Source organism: Cypionkella sinensis (genome assembly GCF_042646385.1).
GTDB lineage: Bacteria > Pseudomonadota > Alphaproteobacteria > Rhodobacterales > Rhodobacteraceae > Cypionkella > Cypionkella sinensis.
Genome location: NZ_JBHRTO010000001.1, coordinates 1,786,000 through 1,812,456 on the forward strand (window position 1 = coordinate 1,786,000; position 26,457 = coordinate 1,812,456).

Consider the following 26,457-nt stretch of genomic DNA (forward strand, 5'->3'; position numbering starts at 1 on the left):
GGGAATCCCGCTGGCAGGCTCATCTGCGCACAGGCAGTGCGTCAATGGGCAAGTGGCAGTCGATCACATGGCCAGCCGCTAAAGCAATCTGTGGCGGGGCTTTGCTGTTGCACAGACCCGGAATGCTTTGCGGGCAGCGGGTGTGGAAGACGCAGCCGGTTGGGCGCTGCGCCGTGGTCGGCAACGCCCCCACCAGCCTGACACGCTCGGCCGAGGCCGCACCAAGCTCGGGTGCCGACGACAGCAAAGCGGCCGTATAAGGATGATGCGGGCCGGAAAACACCGCCTCGGCAGGGCCAATTTCCAGGATTTGCCCCAGATACATTACAGCTATCCGGTCGGACAGATACCGCACCACCCCAAGATCATGCGAGATCAGGATATAGCTAACCTGCGTCTCGGCCTGCAGTTCTGCCAGCAAATTCAGGATCGCCGCCTGCACCGAAACATCCAGCGCCGAGGTTGGCTCGTCGCAGATCAGCACCTGTGGATCGCTGGCAAAAGCGCGCGCAATGGCAACACGCTGCTTCAAGCCGCCAGAAAGCTGGCGCGGCATCGACGAAAGGTGACGCTCGGTCAGCCGCACACCTTGGGTCAATGCCTGCACGCGCGCCTCACGCGCTGCCCCTTTCAACCCGACCAACAGAGAAATCGTGCGCTCTAACATCCGCCGCACGGTGTGCGAGCGGTTCAGCGCGGAATCGGGGTTCTGAAACACGATCTGGATGGATTTGACCTGATCCCTGCTGCGCTGTGACGTGCGGCCAGCAAGGCGCGCGCCCGCAAACTTCAACTCGCTGCCTTTGTCGGGTTGCAACAGGCCCAACAGACACCGCGCGAGCGTGGTCTTGCCGCTGCCGGATTCACCGACAAGCCCCAAAGTCTCGCCCTTGCGCAGTTCGATTCCGATATCGCGCAGCACGCGTTGACGTTCAGGGCCGTCGCCAAAACTTTTCGACAGATTTTCGATGTGCAATACTGGCCCCGCGGGCGCAGTATCGCGCAGCGGCCCGCCCACTCTGGCAACAATTGGCAAAGCCGCGGCGCGTTCGGGGTAGTGGCACTTGCTGGCGTGTCCGTCGTTGACGTGCCGCGCAGGCTCGGTTGAGCGGCACAGATCATCCGCCACCGCACAGCGCGGCGCAAAGATGCAACCGCGCGTCACCTCACCCGGCACCGGCAAAAAGCCCGGGATCGTCGCCAGCGGAGCCTGATCCTTGCTGCGCCCCGCCTGTGGCAAACAAGACAACAGCCCCGCCGTATAGGGATGCTGCGGCGCGTTGAAAATCTGCGCGGTTGCGGCCTCTTCGACCAGACGGCCCGCGTACAGCACCCCCACCCGGTCACACATCCGGGCGATGACCGCGAGGTTATGGCTGATGAACAGGATTGCGGTGGAAAGTTCCCGCCGCAGATGCTGGATCAGATCCAACACCTCGGCCTCGACCGTCGCATCAAGGCCAGTGGTGGGCTCGTCCAGCACCAGCAGCGTCGGATTGCTGGCAATCGCCATCGCAATCGCAACCCTTTGCTGCATCCCCCCCGAAAGCTGATGCGGATAACGCTCCATCACCCGCTGTGGGTCGCTGATCTGCACCTTGGCCAGGATTTCAACCGTTCGCGCCGCCCAATCGGCACGCGGCACGCCTGCCAATTCGAACACCTCTTGCACCTGCCGCCCGATGGTAAGTGAGGGGTTCAGCGCTTTGCCGGGGTCTTGATAAACCATGGCGACCGATTGTCTGCGCAAGCGGCGCAGCGCGGGCGCCGCCATCTGGCCAATGTCCTGACCGTCAATCAGAATACGGCCCGCAGTGACCGCGCCATTGCGCGGCAAATAGCGCAAAGCGGCAAAGGCCGCCGTCGATTTGCCGCAACCGGATTCGCCGACAAGGCCATAGGCCTCGCCCTTGCGGATTTCCAAACTGATGCCCGCCAATACCAAGCGCGACACGCCTTTGACCCGGTAGGCGACGGACAGATTTTCAAATTGCAGTGCGGGGGTGGCGTCAGTCATGGCGCAGGCTCTCAATCCCATCGGCGATCAGGTTGATACCGATGATCAGCGAGGCAATCGCTGCGCCGTCAAACACCACTGTCCACCAGAAGCCGCCGCCGATCAGCCCGTAATTTGATGAAATCGACAGACCCCAATCCGGCGACGGCGGTTGAATGCCAAAGCCGATAAAGCTGAGCGTGGCGACGGTGAAAATTGCATAGCCCAGCCGCACAGTGGCCTCGACAAGAATGGGCGGCAGCACATTGGGCAGGATCTCGACGAACAGGATGTAAAACGTGTCCTCGCGGCGCAGTTCAGCGGCAGCAACATAGTCAAAACCGCGCTCGGCCAAAACAGCACTGCGCACGGTGCGCGCAATAACCGGGGCAAAGCTGAACGCAATAACCACCATAACCGTGATGGTCGACGTGCCAAGCGCCGTCAGCGCCAGCAGCGCCACGATCACCGTCGGCAGCGCCAGCACGGCATCCACGATGCGGCTCAGCGTTTCGTCTATCACACCGCTGAAATATCCCATGGTCAGGCCCAGCGCAGTGCCAAGCAGCGTGCTCAGCGCAGTCGCAATCGGAGCCACCGTCAGAATATCACGCGCGCCCACGATCACACGCGAGAACACATCGCGGCCCAGTTGATCAGTGCCGAACCAATGCTCGGACGATGGTGGCATCAAGGAATTCAGCAGATCATCGGCAAAAGGATCATAGGGCACCAGGTGCGGGCCAAACAGCGCGCAGGCGATCCAGAACAGCACGATCACCACGCCAATATCAAAACTGAGCGAGCGCGACAGCCGACGCAGGTCGCCGCGCCAGCCGAGGATTGCGGATTGATCGCTCATTCCCGGCCTCCAAAGCGGATACGAGGGTTCAGCCGGGCGTAAAGCAGATCGGCCAGCAAAGTGGTCAGCGCAAACAAGGCCCCAATCGCCATCACGCCGGCTTGTAACATCGGGAAATCCTTTTTCTTGGCAGCGGTGTAGATCAGGCTGCCAATGCCCTGATAGTGAAACAGGATTTCGACCACCACCAACCCGCCAATCAGATAGACGGTTTGGGTGGCAATGACGCTGATCGTCGGCAACAAGGCGTTGCGCAACACATGCCGCCAGATCACTTGTGGGTAGCTCAGCCCCTTCAGCACGGCGGTGCGGGTATAATCGGCGTCCAACGCCTCAATCATCCCGGCCCGCGCCATACGGGCGATGTAACCAAACAAGATCAGCACAAGCGGGATCGCGGGCAGGATCAAATGGTAAAGCTGCGTCAGCGGCCCCGCGCCATCGTCCCACGTGGCCGAGATCGGAAACCAGCGCAGCCAGACGCCGAAAATCAGGATCAACAAGATGCCCGAGACAAATTCGGGCACCACCGTCGCCGAAAGGCCGAACACCGACAAGATGCGGTCCGCTGGGCGTCCGCGATACAGTGCCGCCACAACGCCGCCGAAGATTCCCAACGGCACCACCAAGGCAAAAGCCACAATGGCAAGCTTTGCCGAATTCAGCAGCGCTGTGCCCAGAAAGTCGGCCACGGGCGAGCGATAGGCATAGGACATGCCCAGATCGCCGGTCACAAAGCCCGCCATCCAATCCCCGTATTGCACCAGCAAGGGGCGATCTGTGCCCATCTCATGGTTCAACACATCCACCGCCGCCTGATCGGCAAACGGCCCTAGCATGGCCCGCCCGACATTGCCGGGCAGCAGATGCCCGCCCGCAAAGATCAGCACGCTCAAAAGCCACAGTGTCAGCAGCGCCAGCAGGCTGCGCTTGAGGATAAATCTGGAAATCGCGGCTCTCCCGGATCGGTCAAGGGTGAGAGGCAGGCCGCAGGTGATCTGCGCCCTGCATCAAGGCTTACACGCTTGCTTGCGCCAGCATGATATGACCCATCGCGGTCGCCACAACCCCCGTGGCCCCGGCTTTTGTCACGGTGAGGAAGTCGTAGAAGTACGAGAAGATCACCGGGGTTTCGTCCAGCAGCAGGTTCTGTATCTTGCCCGCCGCCGCACGCTGCGCCTCCAGATCCAGCGCGGCGACATAACCCCTGACCAAGGTGTCATAGTCGCTGTTGGCGAAATGCGCCGAGTTCCAAGTGCCTGTGCTGGTAAGTGGTGCTTGCAAAAACACATTCGGCACGCCGCGGTGGCCGTAATCGGTGATCCCCATCTCGGAATCAAGCCAAGGCGATTTGCCCGGCACCGCATCGCCATAATACGCGCCCTGATCCATGATGTTCAGCGCAATATCGCCGCCGATTTCCTTGACGGCATTCTGGATCAACACCGCATAGTCCGGGATCTCCAGATATTTCTCGGTGGTCAGCGTCGTCTTGAAACCATCCGCCATGCCTGCGGCTTCCATCAAATCCTTGGCCTCGGCGATGTTCATCTCGCGCTGAGCGACGCTGGTGTCGGTTGAAGGGTAGGCAGGCATGAACGGGCTGTCATTGCCAATCTGCGCCTGACCACGCAGCAAGCCTTGCACGAATTTCGGCCTGTCCAGACACAAGGCAATCGCCCGGCGCACCCGTTTGTCTTTGAAGGGTTCGGCATCGGTGCGCATATGCACCTGATGATGCGCCGAAGACCGCGTGCTGAGGATGCTGAAGTTCGGATCAGCCAGCAACCCCATGGATTGCAGGACCGGAACCTGCTGAATCAGGTCAATCTCGCCCGCCTGAAGCGCCAGAATCTGCGGCTGATAGTCATCGTAAAAAGTAATCTCGATCCGGTCCGGCAGGGCAGCCGCCCCCCAATAATCCGGATTGCGCACGAACGATGCGCCAACTTTGGAGGTGTATTTTTCCAGCTTGAACGGTCCCGTGCCGATCATCGTCGCCTCGAAATCCTCGGGCATCTCGGCTGGCACGATGACCGCGTTGTAGTTGTCGGTCGACACCGCATAGGGGAAATTGCCATTCGCAGCGTCCAGATGAAATGCCACCGTGTAATCATCGACCTTCCGGGTGCCGCCCTTCGACAATATCCCAGACAGCGCCGACAACGCGTTCGAGCCAACCGCTGGATCAGACAACCGATCAAACGTGGCCACGACATCATCCGCCGTCATCACCTTGCCATTATGAAATTTGACGTTCTGACGCAGCTTGAACGTCCAGACCGTGCCATCGTCGTTCGGGGCCCAGCTTTCAGCCAAAAGCGGCACCGCCGACAGATCGGGCGCCGACAGCACCAGCGCCTCGGCAAATTGCGACAGCACCGTCACCCCGCCCGCATCGGCAATCGTCACCGGATTGATCGCGCCTGCCGGCACAATCTGGCCAAAGCGAATGGTGCCGCCGGGCGTGCCCGCGCGCGCAGCAACCGGGTTCAGGCCATAGCCAACCGCCCCCGCGATCCCGCCCAACAACGGTGCAGACAGGCCCAGAACCGAGCCATAGCGCAGAAACTCGCGACGGCTGACCGCGCCGCGCACCAGCCCATCGACCAGATGGTTCTCGTGCGCAGTCCGCCCACGGCGCAAAACGTCCAGCAGTTTATGGTTGATCGTCATATCTGTCTCTCCGGCTGTTGGGATAAGCGCCATCTGATGTGGCTTTGCGCAATGCGGGTGGGATCGGGTAAACAAAGGTCGCCAAAGACGCTGGCTTCGACAAGTTGGCAAAATCTTAGCCTGACTTAGAAAATATAAGCCTGCCGCGGGGTATCTGCCCTTTCGCTACGCCGAAAACTATCGAAACTGGCGCAGATGCTTTCCCGCCAAACCGGATCACCAGAGAGGCCGCATTGTGCAAAAGATCATTATTGATTGCGATCCGGGCATTGATGATGCGCTGGCAATCTTCCTCGCCTTGGCCGCACGTGACGATATTGAGGTGCTGGGCATCACCTGTGTCAAAGGCAATGTCGCGCTGGACAAGACCTATCGCAACGCCCAGCGGATATGTGCAGCCGCGGGTCGGCTGGATATTCCGGTGCTGCGTGGCATCGCTCGTCCGATCCTTGCACCCGCTGATCTGGCGGCCTCGGTGCATGGCGCTGATGGCTTGGGCGATATTGACCTGCCGCTGCTCGTCGATTTCCCCCAGAACCCCATCCATGCGGTCGATTTCATCCGGCAACAGGCCGAGAAATACCCCGGAGAGGTTGTGCTTTGCGCCATCGGTCCGCTGACCAATGTGGCCGTCGCCCTGCTGTTTGATCCGCAACTGGCGCGCAAAATGCACTCTGTCGTCTTTATGGGTGGGGCAGCATATTGCCCCGGCAATATGAATGATTTCGCCGAGTTCAATTTCATGGTCGACCCTCACGCCGCGGAAATCGTGCTGCAATCGGGGGCGCAGTTGGTGATGTTTGGTCTGGATGTGACGCAACAGACCCGGATCGAAGACAAGCATCTAACCTGCCTGTCTCTGCAACAGAACCCATGCTCGCAGATCGCGGCACGGCTATTGCGCACATACCGCCAAGGGGATCAGCACCTGCATGACCCCTGCGTCATCGCCTGGTTGATTGCGCCGTCATTGTTTTCAGGCCTGCAAAGCCGTGTCAGCGTTGTCACCGAAACCGGGCCGCAATTTGGCCGGTCCATCGCGCAGCCCGACCCAGACGGCAACTGCCTGGTGATGACCAAAGTCGACCAAGACAGGTTGTTTGATACGCTGCTCGTCAGGCTCGCGCAGTTGAAGGGGCAGACTGGCTAACGCTAGATCAACTTTAATCGGCGCATTCAGCAGCTCGGCGAGGTCTGGAGGTCTATGGCAAAAGCCTTGCGGCGGCTCAGTCGTCCAACTCCCAGCCGTCGGGTTCAAACTGGAACGGCAGCACGATTTCGGTGGCAAGGCGCTCCCATTGCCAGACCGTCTCGGCGTCAATCGCAATCGGCCCGATGCGGGCTTGCAGCACATCGCCCGAATGGCTGGTCTTGAAACCCTTCGCCCGCAGCGCCTTTTCTGCCGCAGCCCAAGCGGTATCGACCTCTTCTGCGACGAATTCATAGACCACCACCGCTGTCTTCGGCAGCTTCACGCCGCGCCCGACCTTGGCGAAGGTTTCAAACGTATCCGCGCGCTGTTCGCGAAAATCATGCATGACCACTCTCCTCTGCGCGAAACCGAATCACGCAACCCTTGATATTGCCGCGCCCGCCTTGTATCCCCTGCACTCAAGATTAGAATAGGGCTTGCTGCACAGCGACGCCCTCGGGCGATCCATCGCCCCCTGAACCGGAGTTCGCCATGTCCTGGACCGACGAGCGCGTCGAGACGCTCAAGAAAATGTGGGCCGAGGGCCAGTCTGCCAGCCAGATCGCCAAGGAACTGGGCGGCGTCACCCGCAATGCGGTGATCGGCAAGGTGCATCGCCTTGGCCTGTCGAACCGCGTCGGTGGTGGGGCTGTCGAAGGGGACGAGCCCGAGGTCGCAGCGCAACCCGCGCCCGCCGCCCCGCCGCGCCCCGAACCTGCGCCAAAGCCCGTGGCCGCCGAGGCACCGCCGCGTGCCGCAGCGCCGGAACGCGCCCCAGCGCCCGAGCCGCGCCCTGCCCCCGCAGCGCCAGCCGCCAATGTCACCGCTTTGCCGATCCCGATGCGCAAGGCGATCATTCCCGCAGGCCAACCGCTGCCGCCGCAGCCTTCCGCCAATGAAATCAGCCCCGAGGCGCTGGCTTCGGTGCGCGAGGTCGAAAAGCGGGCCAAACGGCTGACCTTGATGGAATTGACCGAGCGCACCTGCAAATGGCCGATCGGCGACCCCGCGACCGAAGATTTCTGGTTCTGCGGCCTGCCGTCCGTTCCCGGCAAACCCTATTGCGAGGCGCATGTCGGGGTTGCATTCCAGCCGATGTCGGCCCGCCGCGACCGTCGCCGCTAAGGCGGACTGAAATCACCAAGCCACAAAAGGCGCGCGTTACCCGCGCGCCTTTTGCATGTCAAAGCCACCGGTAGGGTGCGTGGTTCCACGCACCATATGGCTCAATTCCCCCCGCCCAGCAGCTTTTTCAGCGCCTCCTGCGCGCCCTCGTCCACCGCCTCGTTCATCCGCCGCCGGGCTGCATCTTCGAGGCTTTCACCATCCTGCTGCACCACGCCCAATTCGGCCTCCAGCTTGGCCTTGGCCTGAGCTTCCAACTCTGCGCGTTTGGCCTCGGCCTGTGCTTCCAGCGCCGCCTTCTGCTCGGCCAGCTTTTCATCGGCCAGTGCCTGCAAATCCAGCGAGAATTTCGGGTTCGCCCACGATCCCTTGATCAGCAGCGGCGCGGTCAGCCCGCCTGCCCCGGTGTCATCGGCCAAGGCCGTGGCCTTGATGCGATACTCGAGATTGCGCCCGCCCACACCGACATAACCTGCCCCGGTGGCGGTGATATAGGGCGATTTCAACAGCAGATCGTCATTGCGCAGCACGCCACCCGCCATGGTGAAACTGCCGCCCAGACTGTCAAAAATCGTCTTTTGCCCCTCGCCCACGTAAGAGGTATCCAGCGTCCGCAGCATCCCCGCGATATCCAAGCCCAGAATCTCGCCATTGCTCAAAGCCAGCGACCCCGACCCCGACAGCGATTGCATGATCGCATCCACCGAAGCCCCCGATCCCAGAAACTTTACCCGCAAATCGCCAGTGCCGACCAGCCGCTTATAGCCACCGAAATCCGCCAGCAGCGGTTGCAACGCCATGCCCGCAAACGACAGATCGCCGCCCACCGACAACCCCTTGCGGCCATTGACCACAAACTGCCCCGAGATCACGCCCTCATAAGCCGACACCTTGCGCAATTCCGTCACCAACCGGGCGCGGTCATTGGTCAGCACGATCTGCGACGGGCCGAATTTCACCATGCCCAGATCAAGGCTATCCGCCGACAGAGACACCACCGCATCCATCGCCGCCAATGCGCTGACATCAATCTTGTCGGTGGGCCAGCCCGCCGCCTGCGCACCGCCCCCCGCGCCACCGCCCTGCCCACCCGACACCCCGGCCAGATCCAGCGCCCCGGCCACAACCTTGGCCGAAAGCTTGGGCCGATCCCCCGCGGTTGTCAGATCGGCATCCATGGTCACACGGTTGCCATCCAGCACCACATCGCCGCCGCGCAGATGCAGCGATCCGGCGGTGGTCAGCGTCACCCCGCCCGTCACCTTCACCGTCTTTGCACCCAATCCGCTGGGCAGTTTCGGCGGCGCCATCCCGGCAAAGGCCGAAACCGCCGCCAGATCGCCCAGATCGGCCGTCAGATCACCCACCGCTTCGGGCGCGGTCGAAAGCTGGCCGTTGAACTGCGCCGTGGCATCGCCCGCCGTAAGGTCGAAATCGCCGTCCACCAGCGCACCGTCCAGAAATTCCTGAAACCGCCCGACATTCCCGTTCAGCCGAAACGACTGCCCGTTCATCACCGCCGCCATATCCAGCGTCGCAGGCCCGGTGTAATCCGGGATCGCGACTGTGGCCGCGATCCCGCTCAGTTCTACCCTTGTGCCCGCGCGATGATCGGCGAACACCACCGCGCCACCCGAAACCTGCGCCTTGTCCAGCGTGAATGGCTGCCCCACCCCCGGCGTCGCAGCCGACACCGTGCCTCCCGCGCCACCACCGCCAAACACCCAGTTTTCTGCGCCCTTGGCCGAACGCTCCAGCACGATCTTGGGGTTGATCGCCTCGATGCCCGTGATCTTCACATTGCCCGCAATCAGGGCCGCCAGATCGACCGCAATCGACAGCCCCTCGGCCTGCACCATCGGCCCCTCTTGCGACCATTCGGCATTGGAAACCGAGATCGGCCCCGTCGTGACCCCCAGTTGCGGCCAGATCGTTGGCCGCACCGAGCCTGAGATCGTCAACTCGCGCCCAGTCAGCGTGTTGAACTTCGCCACCGCAATCGCCGCGACCTTCTCGGCCGGGATCAGAAACACCGACCCTGCCAGCACGATCACCAGCAAAACCAGCGCGATAGCCGAACGAATGATCCAACGCATCTTGACCCTCACACCAACCGTTTCGGCGATTCTACGCGCAAGCCGCAGGTGCACAAGTCACTGTCCCCCGATTGGCAACACTCCGCCCGTCACGGCGCTGTTACAATCGCCTGATTTACCGCCACAGAAACTGGAGGCCAGCATGACCGATACGCCATCCCCGCAAGCGCTTGACTGGCTGGAAGCCGAACTCGCCGACGCGTTTGACGAACAATACGAGCTTGAGATGGAAGACGCCCAGCTTTCGTTGGAAATCTCCAAGATTTACAAAGACAAGCACCCCGATGGCATCGACCGCCACGTCTATTTCCAATCACTGATCCGGCTGCAATCCGAGCTGATCAAGCTGCAAGACTGGGTGTCTTATCACAAGAAAAAGGTCGTCGTGCTGTTCGAGGGCCGCGACTCGGCTGGCAAAGGCGGCGTGATCAAGCGCATCAGCCAGCGCCTGAACCCGCGCGTGGTCCGCGTCGTGGCGCTGCCCGCGCCCTCGGACCGTGAGAAAACCCAGTGGTATTTCCAACGCTATGTCCCTCACCTGCCCGCTGGCGGCGAAATCGTGCTGTTCGACCGCAGTTGGTATAACCGCGCCGGGGTCGAGCGGGTGATGGGCTTTGCCGATGAGGATCAGGTCGAGCAATTCTTCCATGACGTGCCGGAATTTGAACGGATGCTGGTGCGCTCGGGCATCACCGTGATCAAATACTGGTTCTCAATCACCGATGAAGAACAGCAGATGCGCTTCTTGATGCGCATCCACGACCCGATGAAGCAATGGAAACTCTCGCCGATGGACCTGCAATCGCGCGTGCGGTGGGAGGATTACACCAAGGCGAAAGAAGAGATGATGGCCCGCACCAACATCCCCGAAGCGCCGTGGTATATCGTCGAAGGCAACGACAAGAAACGCGCCCGCCTGAATTGCATCGACCACCTGCTTGCGCAATTCCCGTATGAGCCCGTCCCGCACGACGAAGTGAAGCTGCCCAACCGCGTGTTCAACCCGAACTATGAACGGGCGGTGCTGCCGCCGGAACTGTATGTGCCGGGGAAGTACTGACCCATCCCCCACTCCCAAGCCGCCCCGGACCTGATCCGGGGCCTCATGGCAGAGGCATGTGAGGGCGGATTTCCCGGTTCATGTCTCGCAGTGTCAAAGGCCGTCGCCGCCAAACCTGCCAACCCCACCGCCAGATCGGACATGCGGAACTGATCACGCCGCTGACGGGTTAGTCTCAGACATCGCAAACCGGAGCAGGTATGGACACCATTGTCGCATTCGATTGGCACCGCATCTTCATGGGCGATGAGCCACCCTTGTTCCTGCTGGAAATCCTGTTCCGCATCGGTGTGATCTGGCTGTGGACGATGCTTCTGCTGCGTTGGGTTGGCGGGCGAAGCCTTTCGCAACTTTCGTTGGTCGAATTTTTGTTGGTGATCGCGCTTGGTTCTGCGGTTGGCGATTCGATTGTGTATCCGGATGTGCCGCTGCTTCATGCGATGTTGGTGATCCTGACGGTGGTGCTGCTGGACAAGGCGGTTAATCTCGCCATCCGGCGCTATCACACCGCCAAAACCGTGATCGACGGGCATCCGACAGAGGTACTGCGTGATGGCGTTATCCTGTGTTCGGGCCTGCGCGCGCGCAAATTGGGCAGTCTGGAATTGATGGAGTTGCTGCGTTTGCGGGGCGTGCAAAACCTTGGCTCGGTCAAGCATGTGTTTCTGGAGCCTTCTGGTCAGGTGTCGATCTTTCCCCTGAAAACGCCGGTGATGGGGTTGCCGATCGTGCCCCCGGTGGAAAGCCAAGCCGTAGTAACAAAAGACCGCCCCGACCTGTGCTGCAACAATTGCGGCACGGTGGCGTCCTTTCATGCCGAGTGTGGCGCCTGTGGTGGGCGCACCCGCATCGCGGCGCAGATGGCACCGGTTTGGCAATGACGCACAAGGCTGCGGGGGCACTGCAAAGCGGTCGCTAAAGCTACCGCTCCATCGTGATCAAAGCCTTCTGCCCTGCCCCAAACCGCCCCCTTTTCGGCGCAGACACCCCCCTACCGCCACCCGGCGTTTGCCTGTATACCGCGTTGCATGTCGCAAAATCCGCCCAACCTCCGCCCAGACCTTGCCCCGAAGCCCAGCTTCAGCGAGCCCGTCCGCCCCGGCCAGCCGACCATCGGCATGGTCTCTCTTGGCTGCCCCAAGGCGCTGGTGGATAGCGAACGCATCCTCACCCGGCTGCGCGCGGAGGGATATGCGATTTCCCCCGATTACAAGGGCGCCGATGCGGTGATCGTCAACACCTGTGGCTTCCTCGACAGCGCCAAGGCGGAATCGCTGGAGGCGATTGGCGAGGCGTTGCAGGAAAACGGCCGTGTCATCGTCACCGGCTGTCTTGGGGCCGAGCCCGAATACATCACCGGCGCGCATCCCAAGGTTCTGGCCGTCACCGGCCCGCATCAATACGAATCCGTGCTGGATGCCGTGCACAAGGCAGTGCCTGCCAAGCCCGATCCGTTCATTGATCTGCTGCCCGCTTCAGCGGTTTCCCTGACCCCGCGCCACTACAGCTATCTGAAGATTTCCGAGGGCTGTAACCACAAATGCAAGTTCTGCATCATCCCCGACATGCGCGGCCTGCTGCAAAGCCGCCCCGCCCATGCCGTGCTGCGTGAGGCGGAAAAGCTTGTTGAGAACGGTGTGCGCGAGTTGCTGGTGATCTCTCAGGATACCTCGGCCTACGGGGTGGATCGCAAGCATGACCTGTCGCCCTGGAAGGGTGGCGAAGTGCGCGCCCATATCACCGACCTTGCCCGCGCCATGGGACAGATCGGCGGCGAGGTGAAGCCTTGGGTCCGCCTGCACTATGTCTATCCCTATCCGCATGTGCGCCAACTGATCCCGCTGATGGCCGAGGGGCTGATCCTGCCCTATCTCGACATTCCGTTCCAACATGCTGACCCCGGTGTGCTGAAACGCATGGCCCGGCCAGCGGCGGCGGCGAAAACGCTGGATGAAATCGCGGCTTGGCGCAGTGTTTGCCCGGATATCACCCTGCGCTCGACCTTCATCGTCGGCTATCCGGGTGAGACCGAGGCCGAGTTCCAGACCCTGCTGGATTGGATGGACGAGGCGCAACTGGACCGTGTCGGCTGCTTCCAATACGAAAACGTCGCAGGCGCGCGCAGCAATGATCTGCCGGATCATGTGCCCGATGAGGTCAAGCAGGAACGCTGGGATCGCTTCATGGAAAAAGCGCAGGCGATTTCCGAGGCCAAGCTGGAGGCCAAGGTTGGCCACACCTTGAAGGTGATCGTTGATGAGGTTGACGACGAAGGTGCGACCTGCCGCACCATGGCGGATGCGCCGGAAATCGACGGCAATCTGTTCATCGATGAGGGCTTCGAGGGGCTGGCCCCCGGCGATATGGTGACGGTGACGGTGGAAGAAGCTGGCGAATATGATCTTTGGGGTCGGCGCGTCTAAGCCATTACAAAGCCGCCCCGGACTTGATCCGGGGCCTCGTCGGTAAGGCGAGAGGCCCCGGATCAAGTCCGGGGCGGGGCGGGGTTTGGGGCTGATGCGGGTTCGTCTGACCCATCGCGACAGGAGCGAAAGCTTTCCCATCTGGGAATGACTTGTGGTTTTCAGGCCAGTATGCGGCGATTTCCACAATATGTTGTGGTTGGGCGTGCATCTGGCAAAATTTGGCGGGTTACGGCGGTTGCGACATTCCTGCGCCTGCGCGTGGGCGGAGACAGGAAACGCACTGCGTTTCCCCGCCCACTTGTGCGGTTTCTCTCTGTAAACGGTGCCGCGATAAACCCGATGAGGCCAGTGCCCGACCCGGCGGGCGAGAAGCGCCCGCCATCGGCGGCTCGGGCGCTGGCCGGGCCCTTGAGGCCCGGCGGTTTCAGCAACATCTGCATCGCGTGGCGAAGGCGATGGCCTTCGCCATTTATCCCCAAGGCAATATGGATCGGGCCTAGCCTTCGCCAAATCGCCACGCACAGCAATCGTGCGGCGTGTTGCAACGGCCCCCCCGCGCGCAACACGCCGGATGCGGTCAACCGTGGTTGACGGCATCATCCTTGCCACGCCCGCGACGGGCGAATTCAAGGCTGGGATCGACCGGAAGCTGAAGGGCTGCATGGCCCGCCGGATCATCCTTGCCACGCCCGCGACGGGTATGGCCTGCGCCATCATCGGCACCACGGCCACGACGGGCGAATTGCTCACCCGATGCGGGCACGTTCAGAAACGTGTGGCCAGCGCCATCATCCTTGCCGCGACCGCGACGGGTGTGGCCGGCGGCGTCATCGGCACCCCGGCCCCGGCGCGAGATTGCCTGAGCGTCGTCACCGGGCGTCCCCGGCAGAGCGGTGGTGAATTGCGGCAGGGCGGTGTCTTGCACCATCGCCATGGCGGCGCTGCCTGCGGTCAGCGACAGGGCAATCACGCTGGCGGCGATGAGTTTGTTCAGGGTGAAGTGGGACATGATAAGCTCCATAAGCTGAGGTTGTCTTCGTAACCCCAATCTACGCCGCTCCACCTCCGCACATCAGGGACCATGGCCCGTCGATATTAGCAGGCAAAATCAGCCCATGGTCTGACGAAATCTCAGCCTTTCAGATGCGCCCGCGCCAGCATAGCGGCCTCGACCCGGTTGCGCACATGCAGCTTTTGCAGGATCGATGTCATGTAATGCTTGACGGTTTTTTCCTGAATATCCAGCTTGCGGCCGACTTCCTTGTTGGAAAGCCCGGTGGCGACCAGCCGCAGAATATCCTCTTCACGCCGCGACAGATCGGCCAGCGGGTTCGGCTCTCCCACAGGTTTGCCACGCATCGCCACCAGCAAGCGCCCCGCCAATCCGGGTGAGACATAGGATCGCCCCGCCGCCAGATCGCGCACCAGTTCGACCAATTCACTGGCCCCGACGCCTTTCAGGATATAGCCCGCCGCCCCGGCCTTCAGCGCTGCCATCAGATCGCCCTCGTCTTCCGAGGCGGTCAGCATCGCCACCAAGGGCGGCTTTTCCATCTGCATGATCAGCCCCAACGCACCCAAACCGCCGCCCTTGGGCATCGAGACATCGAGCAGCACCAGATCGGGTTGCAGCTCGGCACAAAGCTTTGCCGCCCCTTCGCCATCCTGCGCTTGGCCCACCACATCAATGCCGCCCGCGTCTATAAGCGTGCGCGCGACGCCGTCGCGGTAGATCGGGTGATCATCGGCCAGAACCAGACGAATATCGCTCATATCGCTTCCCTCAAATCCAACTCCATCCGCAACTCGGCCCCCGGCCCGTCGCTGCGGTTGGCAAAACTGATCTGCCCACCCAGGCTTTCCACACGGTCGGCAAGTCCTGCCAGACCCAAGCCGCCATCGGCGCGCAGCACATCCACGGGCGGTTCGGCAAAGCCCGCGCCCCGGTCAAGCACCCGCACCTCCAGCAGATCGCCATGCAAGCGCAGCCGCACCTCTTGGCCCTGTCCTTCGGCATGGTGCCAAGCATTGTTCAGGCCCTCTTGCACGAAACGATAGCAGCAGATTTTCACCGCAGCAGGCAGGGCGCTGACCGGCTGCAGGTGCAAGGCCACTGCCGCGCCGGTGCGGGCGGTATGCGCCTCGGCCACGCCGCGCAGGATGTCTTCCAGCGATTTCTGTTCGATATCGGGCAAGGAAAGCCCGCGTGCGATGCTGCGGATTTCCAGGATAGAATCCTTCACCGCCCGCTGCACTGCCGACAAATCTTCGGCGGCCCTGCCCGAGACCTGCCCCTGCAACGCATCCAACCGCAGCGCCGCAAAGCCCATCAGTTGCGCCGGGCCATCGTGCAGATCGGCCCCGATCCGCCTGAGCGCCTGATCGTTCACCGAGGCAAAGCGTGCCGCCGCCCCCTGCACCCGCAAGCGCAGGGCCAGATTGCCCGCCGCCATATCCTGCAACGCCCGCACTTGCCGGTCGATGGTGCGCGAGCCGCGCAGCACCACCGCAAACATCGCAGCCGCAATCAGCGCCATCGCCCCCGCCACCGTCAGCCAGCCCATCGTGCGCGCGCGGATCAGGTCTTGCTTGAGTTGCGTCGCCACCTCGTAAAACTCGGCCACCGCGATCACCTTGCCGGATTTGATCTCGCGGATCGGGCTGTAGATTTCGAGCAGCGGGATGCCCAAGGCGTGCTCGGCCTCGTCTTCCTCGTCCTTGGTGTCGTTGAAATCGGCGCGCACCTCGCCCGCCCAAGCCTTTTTCAGGTTTTCCGTGGGGGGAAAGCTGTGGCCGACGGTTTCAAGGTTTGAGGCATCCACCACCAACCCACCTTCGCGCCAGATCTTGAAGCTGACCACCCGCTTGCCCAGCGCGGTTTCGGCCAAAAGCGCACCGATTTGCAGCCGCGAATCCTCTGACAGATCAGCGCGTTGCGCCAGATCCTGCGTTAGCGGCGCGATGAAGCTTTCCATATACAAGGCGGTCGCATTGGCGGTATTGCGCACCACCACCTCTTCGATCCGGTCGGACACCACCTTGCCACCCACGCCCGCCGCCAGCAGCATCACCACGCCGCCCGCCCAGGCAAATTGCTGCACCAGTGACAGCCGTGACCAGGCCGAGAAATCAAGAAACGCCATCCGCACCCCGGTTATGATGCGCAGCCGCATCAGCTTTTCCGGGCAGCATACACCATGCGCTGCGGCATAGACCTAGCGATTTTCGCACAGATTTTCGGGTTAGGCCGCTAAGACAGATTGCCCTGCACAAAGGCCACAATGTCACTGGCAGGCCGCGCGCCCGCCAATCGCGCCACCTCGCGGCCCTTGCGATAAAGCACCAGCGCCGGGATGCCTTGGATACGCGTGCGCTGCGCGATTTGCGGATTGTCCTCGGTGTTCAGCTTGGCGAGACGGGCACGCCCTTGCAAAGCTTTGGCCGCCTTGACAAATTCCGGCGCCATCGCCCGGCACGGCCCGCACCACGGCGCCCAGTAATCCACCAGCAGCGCCATATCGTCGCTGCGCGTGGCCTTGTCATGCGCGCGGGCGTCAAACTCGATCACCCGGCCATCGGCCAGCGGATCACCGCAAGCCCCGCATTTCGGCCCTGCCGCCAGACGATCCTGCGCGACCCGGTTCATCTGGCCACACGTCGCACAACTCAGCTTGACCGCATCCGCCATGGCTTACAGCAGATCCTCTTCCTCGGCGGTCACGTCGATGCCCATGGCCTCCAGCCCGGCCTCAAGGTTTTCGGCAAGATCGGTCATGCCCAGCAGGTATTCTGCCGTGGGCGCAGAGGCTTCAACCTCGGCCACCACCACCGCCTGATCGAATTCCTCGGGCGCATAGGTGCCGCGCCCGACCCACGCCAACGCCGTCAGATGCGCGCGTTCGTCCACATTCATTGCCGCGAACAGCCCGCGCAGTTCGGCTTCGGCCGAAGCGGTGGTTTCGCGCGACAGAAAAATCACTTCCACCACTTTCGCCGGGGTAATTTCCAACATCATCGCCTCCTGTGCTGTATCGACAACCGCCCGCGCCGCCTGCGGTTCCCAGTTTGCGCCTAAAGCAGCCAGACCGCCAGCCCATAAGCCACCGATCCCGCCAGCGTTGCCGCCACGACCGAGCGCAGCGCGGCATAGGTCAGCACCACCACCAAAGTGCCACAGGCCAGTGGCATCGGCACCCCGGCGTTCGCCAGATCGGCCTTCAGCATTGGCAAGACCGAGGCGACAAACAGCGTCGCAATCGCGGCAGGCCCGGTCGAGGCCAGAAACCGCGCGAGGATACCATCGGGTTTGATCGTCGAAAGATCGGCCTTGGTCGGAAAGAACCGAAATGCCCAGGTGCAGGCCCCGACGATCAGCGCAAGGGTCAGAATTTCAAGCCGCATCGCCGCGCCTGACCAACAGCCCCGACAGCGCGCCAGCGATCATCCCTGCCAAAATCCCCGCCGTGCCCGACCAAGCCAGCGTCACCGCCACCGTGGCGGCCATCGCCACCGCGATGACGGGAAGCTGCGCGCGCGACAGGATCGACAGCAGCAGCGCCAGAAACAGCGCGGGCAGCATAAAGCCCAAGGCCGCATCCACCACCGGATATTCCTGCAGCGCCGCCCCCCCGGCAAATGCGCCCAGCGCCGTGCCCGCCAGCCACGATCCATAGGCCGCCAGACCCAGCCCGAACATGAAGGCTTCGGAAAACGCCACACGGCCCCGCGCCAAAGCGCCCAAGGCCGCGCCGAACACCTCATCCGTCAGCCCGAAGGCCCAAGCCCAAGCGTGCCGCGTGCGCGCGTCCGGCCCGACCCGTTTGATCAGCGCGGGGCCATAAAGCACATGGCGCACATTCATCGCCACCAGCGTGAAGGCCGACACCAGCACGGGTGCTCCGCCGGTGACCAACGCCAGTGCCAGAAACTGCGCAGCCCCCGCATAGATGATCAGCGACAGGCCAAACGCCTCTAGCCCGCTCAGGCCCGCGCGGGTGGCGGCCACGCCAAAGGAAAACGCGATCGGGAAATAGCCCAAAGCAATCGGCAGCGCGGTGACAAGGCCCGCAGAGAAACTGGATTTGGGGGCAGCAAGGCTCATGCCGCTTTGCTATGCGGTTCGGCCTGTTTGGTCAACGTGCCGGATTTTTCGGCAGCAAGAAAAATGGCCCCACCCCGTGCCGGGAGGGGCCATTCGTTAACAGAGCCTTAAATCGCACACCCTAAGCCATTGATTTTCAATGCGATCAAAAGGTCCCGAGTTGGGACCATCACTCTGCCGCCTCCATATAGCTTTCCAAGGGCGGGCAGATGCAGATCAGGTTGCGGTCGCCATAGACGTTATCCACCCGCCCGATTGGCGGCCAATATTTGTCCACCCGGAACGCGCCGGGCGGGAAGCAGCCCTGCTCACGCGGGTATTTCCGGGTCCAGTCGGCGACCAGATCTTCGACCGTGTGGGGGGCGTGGCGCAGCGGGCTGTCCTCGGCTGTGATCTCGCCGTCTTCAACCGCCTTGATCTCGGCCCGGATCGCCAGAAGGGCGGTGATAAAGCGGTCAATCTCGGCCTTGGTCTCGGATTCCGTAGGCTCCACCATCAACGTGCCCGTGACCGGCCAAGACATCGTGGGGGCATGGAAGCCGTTATCAATCAGCCGTTTCGCGATGTCATCGACGGTGACGCCCACTTCAGCGAAGGGCCGCGTGTCGAGGATACATTCATGCGCCACACGGCCTTTGTTGCCCATGAACAGGATCGGATAGGCACCTTTCAGCCGCGCCGCGATATAATTGGCGTTCAAGATCGCCACCCGTGTTGCCTGCGTCAGCCCCTCTCCGCCCATCATCAGACAATAGGCCCAAGAGATCAGCAGGATCGAAGCAGAGCCATAGGGGGCCGCACTGACCGGCCCTTCCTCGCCACCCGTTTCCGAATGACCCGGCAGATAGGGCGCAAGGTGGGCTTTCACCCCAATCGGCCCCATCCCCGGCCCGCCGCCGCCATGCGGGATGGCGAAGGTTTTGTGCAGGTTGAGGTGGCTCACGTCCGAGCCGATCTCGCCGGGTTTCACGAGGCCCACCAGCGCGTTCATGTTGGCCCCGTCCAGATAGACCTGCCCGCCGAATTCATGGGTGATCTTGCAGATGTCCCGCACGGTTTCCTCAAACACGCCATGGGTGCTGGGATAGGTGATCATGCAGGCCGCAAGATTGCCGCCCGCTGCGGTGGCTTTGGCGCGGAAATCTTCGACATCCACGTCACCGTTCGGCATGGCTTTGACGACCACCACCGCCATCCCCGCCATCTGCGCGCTGGCCGGGTTGGTGCCATGCGCCGAGACCGGGATCAGGCAGATGTTGCGGTGGCTTTCACCCCGCGCGCGGTGATAGGCGGCGATGGTCAAAAGGCCCGCATATTCGCCCTGCGCGCCGGAATTCGGCTGCATAGAAAACGCGTCATAGCCGGTGATTTCGCAGAGTTTATGCGACAGATCCTCGATCGCCTCGCGGTAGCCCAAGGCCTGATCGGCGGGGATGAAGGGGTGAAGGCTGCCAAATTCGGGCCAGGTGATCGGCATCATTTCGGCGGCCGCGTTCAGCTTCATCGTGCAAGACCCAAGAGGGATCATCGCGCGATCCAAGGCCAGATCGCGGTCGGACAGGCGGCGCATATAGCGCATCATTTCCGACTCGGCCCGGTTCATGTGGAACACCGGATGGGTGAGATAGTCGGTTTCGCGCAGCATTTTCTCGGCAAAGCCAAGTTCGGCCTTTGCGGGGGGCGAGTCTTGAATGCCGAAGGCGCGCAGGACGCGGCGGAGGACGTCTTCGTTGCTGGTCTCATCCAGACTGATGCCGACGTGATCGCGACCAACCTTGCGGAAGTTCAGCCCCTCGGCCCGTGCAGCGGCCAGAATACCGGCTTGGCCAACGCCAACTTCGACGGTGATGGTGTCGAAGAACTGTTTCTGCGGCAGGGTTGCACCGGCATCGCGCAGAGCTTTCGCCAAGCGGACGGTCAGCGAATGCACCCGTTCGGAAATGGCGCGCAGGCCTTTGGGGCCGTGGAACACCGCATACATGCTGGCCATCACGGCGAGCAGGGCTTGGGCAGTGCAGACGTTAGAGGTCGCCTTTTCGCGGCGGATGTGCTGTTCGCGGGTTTGCAGGGACAGGCGGTAGGCCTTGTTGCCGCGCGCGTCGATGGAAACCCCGACGATCCGCCCCGGCATCTGGCGTTTATGCTCATCCTTGCAGGCGAAGAACGCGGCATGTGGGCCGCCGTAGCCCATCGGCACGCCAAAGCGCTGGCTGGAGCCGACGGCGATATCGGCCCCCATCGCACCGGGTTCGCGCAGCATGCACAGGGCCAAAAGGTCAGTCGCCACCACGGCGATGGCCTTTGCGGCATGCAAAGCGTCGATCCATGGGGTGAGGTCGCGGACATGGCCCCAGGTGCCGGGATATTGGAAGATCGCGCCGAACACCTCGGCGGCCTGCATCGCATTAGGATCACCGATGATCACCTTGATGCCCAGCGCCTTGGCGCGGGTTTCGATCACGCCGATGGTTTGCGGGTGGCAGTGTTCATCGACGAAAAACGCGCGCGCTTTTGATTTCGCGACACGCTCGGCCATCGTCATCGCCTCGGCCGCCGCCGTGGCTTCATCGAGCAGGCTGGCATTGGCGAACGGCAGGCCGGTCAGATCGGCGACCATGGTTTGATAGTTCAGCAAAGCCTCAAGCCGGCCTTGGGCGATTTCGGGCTGGTAGGGGGTGTAGGCGGTATACCACGCCGGGTTTTCCAGAATGTTACGCTGGATCGCCGGGGGCGTCACCGTGCCGTAATAGCCCTGCCCGATCAGGCTGGTCATCACCTTGTTGCGCCCCGCCACCGCGCGCATCCGCGCCAGCAGGTCATGTTCGGAAAGCGGCGCCCAGCCGAGTGGGATGCTTTGGCGGATCGAGGCGGGCACGGTTTCATCCATCAGCGCATCAAGGCTGGTGACACCGACGGCTTTCAACATCGCCTCCATCTCAGACGGAGACGGGCCGATATGGCGGCGGTTGGCGAAATCATAGGGGTTATAGTCAACGGGGGTAAAGGTCATCTGGCTGCCCTCAGGATGCAAGAACCAACCCCCGTGAATCGGGAGCAGGAATGTTCGCAGGAAATGCACTGGCTTGACGGGCGCTTAGCCGATCAAGTCGTTGTATTCGTCTTCGTCCATCAGATCATCCAGCACGGACAGATCATCGACCTTGATCTTGAAGAACCAAGCCGCCCCGGTGGGGTCTTCGTTCACCAAGGACGGGTTATCGACCAGCTTTGTGTTGACGGCGACGATCTCGCCATCCAAGGGGGCCAAAATGTCGGACGCGGCCTTGACGCTTTCAATCACGCAGACCTCGTCGCCCTCGGCCACGACGGTTTCAGGCTCGGGCAGTTCGACAAACACCACATCGCCCAAGGCGGTGGCGGCGTGTTCGGTGATGCCCACGACCACCACATCGCCCTCGACGCGCAGCCATTCGTGATCTTTGGTGTATTTCATCGCGGGTATCCTCAGCGTTTGTAGGTGGTGGGTTGGAAAGGCATAGCGGTGACCGTGACGGGCAGGCGTTTGCCGCGCACTTCACCTTCAAGGGCGGTGCCGGGTTTGGCAAAGGCGGTTGCGACATAGCCCATGGCAATCGGCGCGTTCACGCTGGGGCCAAAGCCGCCCGAAGTGACTTGGCCCAAAGGCGTGCCATCTGGCGCGAACAGGTCGGTGTGTTCGCGCATCGGGGCGCGGCCTTCGGGTCGCAGGCCGACGCGGCTGCGTTCCGGGCCTTCGGCCAGTTCTTGCAGGATGCGGGTCTCACCGGGGAAGCCGCCTGCGCGGGTGCCGCCCGTGCGCCGCGCTTTCTGGATCGCCCATGTCAGGCCAGCCTCAACCGGGCTGGTGGTAGTGTCGATGTCATGGCCGTAAAGGCAGAGGCCAGCCTCAAGCCGCAGGCTGTCGCGCGCGCCAAGGCCGATGGGCATGACTTCGGGTTCGGCCAGCAAAGCCTCGGCAAAGGCGCGGAGTTGCGCGTCGGGGACCGAGATTTCAAAGCCATCCTCGCCGGTATAGCCAGAGCGCGAGATCCATAGATCAACGCCCTGCCACGGCAGGATCGCCACATCCATGAACCGCATCGCCGCAACGGCGGGGATATGGCGGGCCAAGGCAGCCTCGGCCTGCGGGCCTTGCAGAGCGAGCAGGCCACGGTCCAGCACCGGGATCACCTGCGCCACATCCGAAAGATGCGCCTGCAGATGGGCAATGTCGGCGGTCTTGCAGGCGGCGTTGACGACGACAAAGATATGATCGCCGCGGTTGGCGAACATCAGATCGTCAAGGATGCCGCCGGTTTCATTGGTGAACATGCCATAGCGCTGACGACCCTGCGCGACGCCCAGCACATCCACCGGCATCAGGGCTTCAAACGCCAGCGCCAAGTCCTGATAACTGGTTTTCGGGCGCAAGATCACCTGCCCCATATGGCTGACATCGAACAGGCCAGCCGCGCTGCGGGTGTGCAGATGTTCCTTCATCACGCCTGCGGGATATTGCACGGGCATGTCGTAGCCTGCAAACGGCACCATCTTGCCGCCCAAGGCGACGTGCAGATCGTGCAGACCCAGTCTAAGCAATTCTTCGGCCAAAGCCGCCCCCTAAAACTGCCGGAACATACCGGCACCGATCAGGCGGACCAATCCCCACCCCTCGATGCCCCCTCTGTCCTTACCCATTGCGGGCGCCTGAGATCGTTATCCCTTCGGCGGGTGCTGCGGCACCACTCTCCAGAGTCTGTTATCAGAACGGTCCTTGAGCCTGAGAGTTTACCGGGGCGGTTGCTCCTTCGGCACCAGAAGTTTCCTGCTGGATTCTCCCGATCCTGATGCCTTTAGCTAGCCCAGAGGCTGTGGGGCTGGCAAGGGAAAAAGAATACGACGGTATGCGATGATTTTACGACACGCTTAAATCCGCGCAGGCGTTGCCAGGATCATCCGGTAAGCCAGCCAGACCCCGAGGATGCCAAAGATCACCCCGCCCAAAGCCTGCCCGATCAGCACACCCTGTGCGCCCCAGTATTGCGAGAACCACCAGGCGAAGGGCACGGTGCCGATGGTGTGGCGGCCCCAGTTGATCAGGGTGGACATCAGCGGGCGGCCAAGGTTGTTGCAGGCCGCGTTGGCCATGAAAATCGCGCCGTTGAAGAAGAACAGCAAACAGAGCGGGCCGCAGAACAGATAGACCAGATCGCGGGTCAGCCCCTCGGCGTGGAACAGATCGGCGATGGGCGCGCGCAGGGCGAACAGGATGACGGTGACGATGGCCACCACGATGGCGGTAAAGGTCAGCCCATCGAGAAACGTGCGGCGCACCCTGTCCATGCGACCCGCGCCATAGTTCTGTCCGATGATCGGGCCAATCGCGCCGGACAGCGCGAAGATCACGCCCAGCGCCACCGGCGTCAGCCGCCCGGCAATCGCCATGCCCGCCACTGCCGCTTCTCCATAGCCCGAGACCATCCGCGTCACGATCGCTTGCCCCAAGGGGGTGGCGACTTGCGTCAGGATGGCAGGCCCGGCAATGGCATAAACCGGGGACAGATCGGCGCGCAGCCCCGCCACCGTGGGGCGATCAAAGCCGCCGTGATGCCGGATCACCGGGATCAGCGACACGCCCGCAATCACGATGCGCGAGACCACCGAGGCAATCGCCGCCCCGGTCAGATCCAGATGCAGACCAAAAATCAGGATCGGGTCCAGCACGGCATTGGCAAATGCCCCCCACAGCGTTGCGGCCATGGCGCGTTTGGCATCGCCATGGCTGCGCAGGATCGCACCGCCGATCATGCCCACCATCAGAAACGGCTGCGCCGGGACCACGATGCGCAGGAAATGCACGGTCAGCTCATGCGTGCGGCCCACCGCGCCCAGTAGCGTGACGATGCCGGGCAGAAATGCCCAGACCACGGCGGCAAAGATGATGCCGAACAGGATGCCCAGCACCATGCCATTGGTGGCCTTTTCCCGCGCCATCACCAGATTGCGCTGCCCGACCGCGCGCGCGACCAAGGCCGAGACCGCGATGGACAGGCCAATCCCGAACGAGGTGGTGAAAAACAGGATCGCCCCGGCATAGCCGACGGCGGCGGTGATATCCTCTTGATTCAGGATCGAGATGAACACCATGTTGATCAGATCGACCGAAAAGATCGCCATCAACCCGACCGAGTTGGTCAGCGACATTACGGTGATATGGCGAAAGAGGTTGCCCTCGACGAATTTTGCCTGCTGCCCAGGCGCTTTACCTTGGGCTTTCACCGCTTGCTCTGCCATATGCACCCTGCGGAAAGTCACCCCTCCGCCACCTCTGTTCCAAGTTGCCCGGAAGATCGCCCCGCTGGCGCCGGATATAGCTTTGCATCCGCCATCGGAAAGGTTCAAGCCTGAACGGCAGCGCGTCTTCCGCAAGGCTCGTGCGCAAATGCAAGACGCGGGCGACCGATCTGGCCCCCCGCGTCATGGATGTTCAGATATGGCGTGGCCTTAGTCTGCGCTGGTTTCGCCCAGTTGCAGCCCAGCAGGCGCGTGCAATCCGCCGGTGGGCAACGCGCCTTCGGGCAGCGCAGCGCCCCGCATGGCCGCGTCAAACTTGCTGCGGTCCAGCGCCTTTTCCCAACGGCTGACCACCACGGTTGCCACGGCATTGCCGATGAAGTTGGTGATCGAGCGGCATTCCGACATGAACCGATCCACGCCCAGAATGATCGCCATCCCCGCCACTGGCACCGTCGGCACCACCGACAAGGTTGCCGCCAGCGTGATAAAGCCCGCGCCCGTCACCCCAGCCGCGCCCTTCGACGACAGCATCGCCACCGCCAGCAGCGTGATCTGATCGCCCAACGACAGGTCAATATTGGTCGCCTGAGCGATGAACAGCGCGGCCAGAGTCATGTAGATGTTCGTGCCATCAAGGTTGAACGAATAACCCGTCGGCACCACCAGACCCACCACGGGGCGGGCGCAACCTGCACGTTCCATCTTCTCCATCAGCGCAGGCAACGCCGATTCAGACGACGAGGTGCCCAACACCAGCAAAATCTCGGCTTTCAGATACGAGATCAGACGGAAGATCGAGAAGCCGTTCAGCGCGCAGACCGTGCCCAGCACCACGATGATGAACAGGGCCGAGGTCAGATAGAACGTGCCGACCAAGGCCGCGAGGTTGACGATAGAACCGATGCCATATTTGCCGATGGTGAAGGCAAAGGCGCCAAATGCGCCAATCGGGGCGGCTTTCATCAGAATGTCGACGATGCGGAACACCACGCGGCTGATGGTCTCGAACAGGTCAACCACCGGGCGGGCTTTCTCGCCGATCAGGATCACGCCGATGCCGAACAGGATGGCGATGAACAGCACTTGTAGGATGTTGCCATCGACAAAGGCCGAAACCATGGTGTCCGGGATGATGCCCAGCATGAAGCCGGTGATCGTCGTCTCATGCGCTTTCTCGCTGTAGCCCTGCACCGCCGAAGCATCGAGCGTCGCCGGGTCCACGTTCATGCCAGCGCCCGGTTGCACCACGTTGGCCACAATCAGGCCGACCACCAGCGCCAAGGTTGAGAACACGAAGAAATAGCCAAAGGCCTTGGCCGCAACCGACCCGACCCCGCGCAGGCTGGTCATGCCCGCCAATCCGGTGACGATGGTCAGGAAGATCACCGGGGCGATGATCATCTTCACCAGCTTGATAAAGCCGTCGCCAAGGGGCTTGAGCGACTCGCCGACGCTCGGCCAGAAATGCCCGATCAGCGCGCCCAAAATGATGGCGACGATGACTTGAAAGTAGAGTGTGCGGTAAAACGGGCGCGGCGTTTGCGCCGCCACGGCGGTGTTGATCTGCATTGTGGTCTCCTCCCAACATGCGGATGACGAATCTGTGACGTCAGGATGACAGGCGGCGTGGTCCATGCGTAGAAATGA

23 protein-coding genes and 1 riboswitch are annotated in these 26,457 nt (G+C 62.3%); of the genes, 5 read left to right on the forward strand and 18 right to left on the reverse strand.

From position 1 onward, the window contains the following. Window positions 1-19: 19 nt before the first annotated feature. The 4 genes from ACFOGH_RS08930 to ACFOGH_RS08945 are packed head-to-tail and all read right to left on the reverse strand — an operon-like array spanning window position 20 to window position 5,534. Window positions 20-2,017: a dipeptide ABC transporter ATP-binding protein gene (locus ACFOGH_RS08930; RefSeq protein ID WP_380072720.1), complete on the reverse strand. Its 1,998-nt coding sequence runs from the start codon at window positions 2,015-2,017 to the stop codon at window positions 20-22. Beyond that, window positions 2,010-2,858 (reverse strand): ABC transporter permease, encoded by an 849-nt coding sequence (locus ACFOGH_RS08935; RefSeq protein WP_380072721.1) that lies wholly within the window; start codon window positions 2,856-2,858, stop codon window positions 2,010-2,012. The genes ACFOGH_RS08930 and ACFOGH_RS08935 overlap by 8 nt, the downstream gene beginning before the upstream one ends. After that, window positions 2,855-3,856 carry an ABC transporter permease gene (locus ACFOGH_RS08940; protein ID WP_380073985.1) on the reverse strand — a complete coding sequence of 334 codons (1,002 nt, stop codon included), beginning with the start codon at window positions 3,854-3,856 and terminating at the stop codon, window positions 2,855-2,857. Before ACFOGH_RS08940 ends, ACFOGH_RS08935 begins: the two co-directional genes overlap by 4 nt. Window positions 3,857-3,875: 19 nt before the next feature. Next, window positions 3,876-5,534 carry an ABC transporter substrate-binding protein gene (locus ACFOGH_RS08945; RefSeq protein ID WP_380072722.1) on the reverse strand — a complete coding sequence of 553 codons (1,659 nt, stop codon included), beginning with the start codon at window positions 5,532-5,534 and terminating at the stop codon, window positions 3,876-3,878. A 235-nt stretch (window positions 5,535-5,769) separates the two neighbouring features. Here ACFOGH_RS08945 and ACFOGH_RS08950 point away from each other — a divergent pair, with 235 nt between their 5' ends. Next, window positions 5,770-6,684 carry a nucleoside hydrolase gene (locus ACFOGH_RS08950; protein ID WP_380072723.1) on the forward strand — a complete coding sequence of 305 codons (915 nt, stop codon included), beginning with the start codon at window positions 5,770-5,772 and terminating at the stop codon, window positions 6,682-6,684. Window positions 6,685-6,760: 76 nt separating this feature from the next. On the opposite strand, the gene ACFOGH_RS08955 is transcribed toward ACFOGH_RS08950, so the two are convergent. Beyond that, window positions 6,761-7,072: a hypothetical protein gene (locus ACFOGH_RS08955; protein WP_380072724.1), complete on the reverse strand. Its 312-nt coding sequence runs from the start codon at window positions 7,070-7,072 to the stop codon at window positions 6,761-6,763. Window positions 7,073-7,218: 146 nt separating this feature from the next. Here ACFOGH_RS08955 and ACFOGH_RS08960 point away from each other — a divergent pair, with 146 nt between their 5' ends. Further along, on the forward strand, window positions 7,219-7,851 hold the full coding sequence (locus ACFOGH_RS08960; protein WP_380072725.1) for a GcrA family cell cycle regulator: 633 nt from the start codon (window positions 7,219-7,221) through the stop codon (window positions 7,849-7,851). A gap of 101 nt (window positions 7,852-7,952) precedes the next feature. On the opposite strand, the gene ACFOGH_RS08965 is transcribed toward ACFOGH_RS08960, so the two are convergent. After that, entirely contained in the window at window positions 7,953-9,947 is a 1,995-nt protein-coding gene (locus ACFOGH_RS08965; protein ID WP_380072726.1) for an AsmA family protein, read from the reverse strand. Window positions 9,948-10,089: 142 nt separating this feature from the next. On the opposite strand from ACFOGH_RS08965, the gene ppk2 reads away from it, so the two are divergent. From ppk2 to rimO, 3 genes are all read left to right on the forward strand, one after another. Continuing rightward, a complete protein-coding gene (gene ppk2, locus ACFOGH_RS08970) occupies window positions 10,090-11,007 on the forward strand; it encodes a polyphosphate kinase 2 (protein WP_380072727.1) in 918 nt (305 codons plus the stop codon). 200 nt (window positions 11,008-11,207) lie between these two features. Further along, window positions 11,208-11,888 carry a DUF421 domain-containing protein gene (locus ACFOGH_RS08975; protein ID WP_380072728.1) on the forward strand — a complete coding sequence of 227 codons (681 nt, stop codon included), beginning with the start codon at window positions 11,208-11,210 and terminating at the stop codon, window positions 11,886-11,888. A 147-nt stretch (window positions 11,889-12,035) separates the two neighbouring features. Continuing rightward, entirely contained in the window at window positions 12,036-13,430 is a 1,395-nt protein-coding gene (gene rimO, locus ACFOGH_RS08980) for a 30S ribosomal protein S12 methylthiotransferase RimO (RefSeq protein ID WP_380072729.1), read from the forward strand. A gap of 580 nt (window positions 13,431-14,010) precedes the next feature. Here the strand turns inward: rimO and ACFOGH_RS08985 are convergent. The 12 genes from ACFOGH_RS08985 to ACFOGH_RS09040 all read right to left on the reverse strand — a co-directional run bounded on the left by ACFOGH_RS08985 (window position 14,011) and on the right by ACFOGH_RS09040 (window position 26,379). After that, a complete protein-coding gene (locus tag ACFOGH_RS08985; protein ID WP_380072730.1) occupies window positions 14,011-14,442 on the reverse strand; it encodes a hypothetical protein in 432 nt (143 codons plus the stop codon). A gap of 122 nt (window positions 14,443-14,564) precedes the next feature. Then, window positions 14,565-15,206 carry a response regulator gene (locus ACFOGH_RS08990; RefSeq protein ID WP_380072731.1) on the reverse strand — a complete coding sequence of 214 codons (642 nt, stop codon included), beginning with the start codon at window positions 15,204-15,206 and terminating at the stop codon, window positions 14,565-14,567. Next, entirely contained in the window at window positions 15,203-16,606 is a 1,404-nt protein-coding gene (locus ACFOGH_RS08995) for a sensor histidine kinase (RefSeq protein ID WP_380072732.1), read from the reverse strand. Before ACFOGH_RS08995 ends, ACFOGH_RS08990 begins: the two co-directional genes overlap by 4 nt. A gap of 77 nt (window positions 16,607-16,683) precedes the next feature. Then, window positions 16,684-17,121: a thioredoxin TrxC gene (trxC, locus tag ACFOGH_RS09000; RefSeq protein WP_380072733.1), complete on the reverse strand. Its 438-nt coding sequence runs from the start codon at window positions 17,119-17,121 to the stop codon at window positions 16,684-16,686. A 3-nt stretch (window positions 17,122-17,124) separates the two neighbouring features. Further along, window positions 17,125-17,445: a DUF3775 domain-containing protein gene (locus tag ACFOGH_RS09005; protein WP_380072734.1), complete on the reverse strand. Its 321-nt coding sequence runs from the start codon at window positions 17,443-17,445 to the stop codon at window positions 17,125-17,127. Between the two features lie 59 nt (window positions 17,446-17,504). After that, a complete protein-coding gene (locus ACFOGH_RS09010) occupies window positions 17,505-17,834 on the reverse strand; it encodes an AzlD domain-containing protein (RefSeq protein WP_380072735.1) in 330 nt (109 codons plus the stop codon). Then, a complete protein-coding gene (locus ACFOGH_RS09015; protein WP_380072736.1) occupies window positions 17,824-18,534 on the reverse strand; it encodes an AzlC family ABC transporter permease in 711 nt (236 codons plus the stop codon). Before ACFOGH_RS09015 ends, ACFOGH_RS09010 begins: the two co-directional genes overlap by 11 nt. A 169-nt stretch (window positions 18,535-18,703) precedes the next feature. Beyond that, window positions 18,704-21,544, reverse strand: coding sequence for an aminomethyl-transferring glycine dehydrogenase (gcvP, locus tag ACFOGH_RS09020; protein WP_380072737.1), 2,841 nt, complete (start codon window positions 21,542-21,544; stop codon window positions 18,704-18,706). An 84-nt stretch (window positions 21,545-21,628) separates the two neighbouring features. After that, window positions 21,629-21,988, reverse strand: a complete 360-nt coding sequence (gene gcvH / locus ACFOGH_RS09025; protein ID WP_380072738.1) for a glycine cleavage system protein GcvH — start codon at window positions 21,986-21,988, stop codon at window positions 21,629-21,631. Between the two features lie 11 nt (window positions 21,989-21,999). Further along, window positions 22,000-23,124 carry a glycine cleavage system aminomethyltransferase GcvT gene (gene gcvT / locus ACFOGH_RS09030; protein WP_380072739.1) on the reverse strand — a complete coding sequence of 375 codons (1,125 nt, stop codon included), beginning with the start codon at window positions 23,122-23,124 and terminating at the stop codon, window positions 22,000-22,002. Between the two features lie 147 nt (window positions 23,125-23,271). After that, window positions 23,272-23,364, reverse strand: a riboswitch (glycine riboswitch). Window positions 23,365-23,439: 75 nt separating this feature from the next. Further along, window positions 23,440-24,717 carry an MATE family efflux transporter gene (locus tag ACFOGH_RS09035; RefSeq protein WP_386847954.1) on the reverse strand — a complete coding sequence of 426 codons (1,278 nt, stop codon included), beginning with the start codon at window positions 24,715-24,717 and terminating at the stop codon, window positions 23,440-23,442. A 300-nt stretch (window positions 24,718-25,017) separates the two neighbouring features. Beyond that, complete coding sequence (locus tag ACFOGH_RS09040; RefSeq protein WP_380072740.1) at window positions 25,018-26,379, reverse strand: dicarboxylate/amino acid:cation symporter; 1,362 nt, start codon at window positions 26,377-26,379, stop codon at window positions 25,018-25,020. Between the last annotated feature and the right edge of the window lie 78 nt (window positions 26,380-26,457).

Excerpts from the sequence above, each read along its gene's own strand:
- ACFOGH_RS08935 (WP_380072721.1), bottom strand. The coding sequence starts at position 2,858 with ATGAGCGATCAATCCGCAATCCTCGGCTGGCGCGGCGACCTGCGTCGG.
- ppk2 (WP_380072727.1), top strand. The coding sequence starts at position 10,090 with ATGACCGATACGCCATCCCCGCAAGCGCTTGACTGGCTGGAAGCCGAA.
- ACFOGH_RS09005 (WP_380072734.1), bottom strand. The coding sequence starts at position 17,445 with ATGTTGGAAATTACCCCGGCGAAAGTGGTGGAAGTGATTTTTCTGTCG.
- ACFOGH_RS09015 (WP_380072736.1), bottom strand. The coding sequence starts at position 18,534 with ATGAGCCTTGCTGCCCCCAAATCCAGTTTCTCTGCGGGCCTTGTCACC.
- ACFOGH_RS08945 (WP_380072722.1), bottom strand. The coding sequence starts at position 5,534 with ATGACGATCAACCATAAACTGCTGGACGTTTTGCGCCGTGGGCGGACT.
- gcvP (WP_380072737.1), bottom strand. The coding sequence starts at position 21,544 with ATGACCTTTACCCCCGTTGACTATAACCCCTATGATTTCGCCAACCGC.
- ACFOGH_RS08985 (WP_380072730.1), bottom strand. The coding sequence starts at position 14,442 with ATGTCCCACTTCACCCTGAACAAACTCATCGCCGCCAGCGTGATTGCC.
- ACFOGH_RS09010 (WP_380072735.1), bottom strand. The coding sequence starts at position 17,834 with ATGCGGCTTGAAATTCTGACCCTTGCGCTGATCGTCGGGGCCTGCACC.
- ACFOGH_RS08930 (WP_380072720.1), bottom strand. The coding sequence starts at position 2,017 with ATGACTGACGCCACCCCCGCACTGCAATTTGAAAATCTGTCCGTCGCC.
- gcvH (WP_380072738.1), bottom strand. The coding sequence starts at position 21,988 with ATGAAATACACCAAAGATCACGAATGGCTGCGCGTCGAGGGCGATGTG.
- ACFOGH_RS08960 (WP_380072725.1), top strand. The coding sequence starts at position 7,219 with ATGTCCTGGACCGACGAGCGCGTCGAGACGCTCAAGAAAATGTGGGCC.
- trxC (WP_380072733.1), bottom strand. The coding sequence starts at position 17,121 with ATGGCGGATGCGGTCAAGCTGAGTTGTGCGACGTGTGGCCAGATGAAC.
- ACFOGH_RS09035 (WP_386847954.1), bottom strand. The coding sequence starts at position 24,717 with ATGTCGCTGACCAACTCGGTCGGGTTGATGGCGATCTTTTCGGTCGAT.
- ACFOGH_RS08990 (WP_380072731.1), bottom strand. The coding sequence starts at position 15,206 with ATGAGCGATATTCGTCTGGTTCTGGCCGATGATCACCCGATCTACCGC.
- ACFOGH_RS08965 (WP_380072726.1), bottom strand. The coding sequence starts at position 9,947 with ATGCGTTGGATCATTCGTTCGGCTATCGCGCTGGTTTTGCTGGTGATC.
- ACFOGH_RS09040 (WP_380072740.1), bottom strand. The coding sequence starts at position 26,379 with ATGCAGATCAACACCGCCGTGGCGGCGCAAACGCCGCGCCCGTTTTAC.
- rimO (WP_380072729.1), top strand. The coding sequence starts at position 12,036 with ATGTCGCAAAATCCGCCCAACCTCCGCCCAGACCTTGCCCCGAAGCCC.
- ACFOGH_RS08975 (WP_380072728.1), top strand. The coding sequence starts at position 11,208 with ATGGACACCATTGTCGCATTCGATTGGCACCGCATCTTCATGGGCGAT.
- ACFOGH_RS08995 (WP_380072732.1), bottom strand. The coding sequence starts at position 16,606 with ATGCGGCTGCGCATCATAACCGGGGTGCGGATGGCGTTTCTTGATTTC.
- ACFOGH_RS08955 (WP_380072724.1), bottom strand. The coding sequence starts at position 7,072 with ATGCATGATTTTCGCGAACAGCGCGCGGATACGTTTGAAACCTTCGCC.